The sequence below is a fragment of the Stenotrophomonas sp. STEN030 genome (assembly GCF_056759995.1).
Window position 1 is genome coordinate 105,001 of record NZ_JBRREB010000008.1, and the last position, 3,163, is coordinate 108,163.

The 3,163-nt window shown below is 53.1% G+C and carries 2 rRNA genes; both read left to right on the forward strand.

The window, feature by feature from the left end:
- Positions 1–10: 10 nt before the first annotated feature.
- Positions 11–2,888, forward strand: a 23S ribosomal RNA gene (locus ACVOLR_RS04400).
- Positions 2,889–3,052: 164 nt separating this feature from the next.
- Positions 3,053–3,163 (forward strand): 5S ribosomal RNA (gene rrf, locus ACVOLR_RS04405); the annotation flags it as partial.

Below are 3,163 nucleotides of genomic sequence, written 5' to 3' on the forward strand. Positions count from 1 at the left end.
GCGGTTATATGGTCAAGCGAATAAGCGCACACGGTGGATGCCTTGGCGGTCAGAGGCGATGAAGGACGTGGCAGCCTGCGAAAAGTATCGGGGAGCTGGCAACAAGCTTTGATCCGGTAATGTCCGAATGGGGAAACCCACTGCTCCGGCAGTATCCTGCAGTGAATACATAGCTGCTGGAAGCGAACCTGGTGAACTGAAATATCTAAGTAACCAGAGGAAAAGAAATCAACCGAGATTCCCTGAGTAGCGACGAGCGAACGGGGAACAGCCCTTAAGCTGGTATGGTTCTAGAAAAACGGTTTGGAAAAGCCGGCCATAGAAGGTGATAGCCCTGTATTTAAAAGGGCCATTCCAGTGAAGACGAGTAGGGCGGGGCACGTGAAACCCTGTCTGAATATGGGGGGACCATCCTCCAAGGCTAAATACTACTGACCGACCGATAGTGAACCAGTACCGTGAGGGAAAGGCGAAAAGAACCCCGGAGAGGGGAGTGAAATAGATCCTGAAACCGTGTGCGTACAAGCAGTAGGAGCTCGAAAGAGTGACTGCGTACCTTTTGTATAATGGGTCAGCGACTTACTGTTCGTGGCAAGCTTAACCGTATAGGGGAGGCGAAGGGAAACCGAGTCTGATAAGGGCGCATAGTCGCGGGCAGTAGACCCGAAACCGGGTGATCTAGTCATGCCCAGGGTGAAGGTGCGGTAACACGCACTGGAGGCCCGAACCCACTCCCGTTGCAAAGGTAGGGGATGAGGTGTGATTAGGAGTGAAAAGCTAATCGAACCCGGAGATAGCTGGTTCTCCTCGAAAGCTATTTAGGTAGCGCCTCATATGTATCCTCTTGGGGGTAGAGCACTGTTATGGCTAGGGGGTCATCGCGACTTACCAAACCATTGCAAACTCCGAATACCAAGACGGACTGTATGGGAGACACACGGCGGGTGCTAACGTCCGTCGTGAAAAGGGAAACAACCCAGATCCACAGCTAAGGTCCCAAATTTACTGCTAAGTGGAAAACCATGTGGAAAGGCACAGACAGCCAGGAGGTTGGCTTAGAAGCAGCCACCCTTTAAAGAAAGCGTAATAGCTCACTGGTCGAGTCGGTCTGCGGGGAAGATTTAACGGGGCTAAGCAGTAAACCGAAGCTTGGAGTGCATAACTTTGTTATGCGCGGTAGAGGAGCGTTCCGTAAGCCTGTGAAGGTGAGTTGAGAAGCTTGCTGGAGGTATCGGAAGTGCGAATGCTGACATGAGTAACGATAATGCGGGTGAAAAACCCGCACGCCGAAAGCCCAAGGTTTCCTTGCGCAACGTTAATCGGCGCAGGGTGAGTCGGCCCCTAAGGCGAGGCAGAAATGCGTAGTCGATGGGAAGCAGGTTAATATTCCTGCACCTCGCGTAAGTGCGATGGAGGGACGGAGAAGGTTAGGTGTACCAGGCGTTGGTTGTCCTGGGGAAAGGCGGTAGGTTTGAATCTTTGGCAAATCCGGGATTCTTTAAGACCGAGCACCGAGACGAGCCTTTAAGGCGAAGTCACTGATACCACGCTTCCAGGAAAAGCTCCTAAGCTTCAGCTTACGCAGACCGTACCGTAAACCGACACAGGTGGGTAGGATGAGAATTCTCAGGCGCTTGAGAGAACTCGGGTGAAGGAACTAGGCAACATGGCACCGTAACTTCGGGAGAAGGTGCACCCTTTTTGGTGGCTCATGCGAGCTATAGCTGAAGAGGGTCGCAGTAACCAGGCCGCTGCGACTGTTTATCAAAAACACAGCACTCTGCAAACACGAAAGTGGACGTATAGGGTGTGACGCCTGCCCGGTGCTGGAAGGTTAATTGATGGGGTCAGCCGCAAGGTGAAGCTCTTGATCGAAGCCCCAGTAAACGGCGGCCGTAACTATAACGGTCCTAAGGTAGCGAAATTCCTTGTCGGGTAAGTTCCGACCTGCACGAATGGCGTAACGACAGCGGCGCTGTCTCCACCCGAGACTCAGTGAAATTGAAATCGCTGTGAAGATGCAGCGTTCCCGTGGCAAGACGGAAAGACCCCGTGAACCTTTACTATAGCTTTACACTGAACGTTGAGTTCGTCTGTGTAGGATAGGTGGGAGGCTATGAAACTGTGGCGCTAGCTGCAGTGGAGCCATCCTTGAAATACCACCCTGTCGTGCTTGACGTTCTAACCTAGGTCCATTATCTGGATCGGGGACCGTGTATGGTGGGTAGTTTGACTGGGGCGGTCTCCTCCTAAAGAGTAACGGAGGAGCTCGAAGGTACGCTCAGCGCGGTCGGACATCGCGCACTGTGTGCAAAGGCATAAGCGTGCTTGACTGCAAGATCGACGGATCAAGCAGGTAGGAAACTAGGACTTAGTGATCCGGTGGTTCTGTATGGAAGGGCCATCGCTCAACGGATAAAAGGTACTCCGGGGATAACAGGCTGATACCGCCCAAGAGTTCATATCGACGGCGGTGTTTGGCACCTCGATGTCGGCTCATCACATCCTGGGGCTGTAGTCGGTCCCAAGGGTATGGCTGTTCGCCATTTAAAGTGGTACGCGAGCTGGGTTCAGAACGTCGTGAGACAGTTCGGTCCCTATCTGCCATGGGCGTTGGAAGTTTGAGAGGGGCTGCTCCTAGTACGAGAGGACCGGAGTGGACGAACCTCTGGTGTTCCGGTTGTCACGCCAGTGGCATTGCCGGGTAGCTATGTTCGGAAGCGATAACCGCTGAAAGCATCTAAGCGGGAAGCGCGCCTCAAGATGAGACTTCCCGGGGCACAAGCCCCCTAAAGGAACCATATAGACTATGTGGTTGATAGGTCAGGTGTGTAAGTGCAGCAATGCATTGAGCTAACTGATACTAATGATCCGTGAGGCTTGACCATATAACCTCAAGTTGCCTTGGCCGACATGACATGTCGATAGATACCAAGTGCACGCTACGTCACAAGACCAAACGCGAGACAGGCGCCGTAGGCCCTTTCTTGGATGGCATGCAGATCCATGCACACCTCCAGAAAGAAGACACGAGCGACGCTCCAACTGTCTCCCTGATGAAATTAGCGCTATGGAACCACCCGATCCCATCCCGAACTCGGAAGTGAAACGTAGCCGCGCCGATGGTAGTGCAGCCTAAGCTGTGCGAGAGTAGGTCATCGTC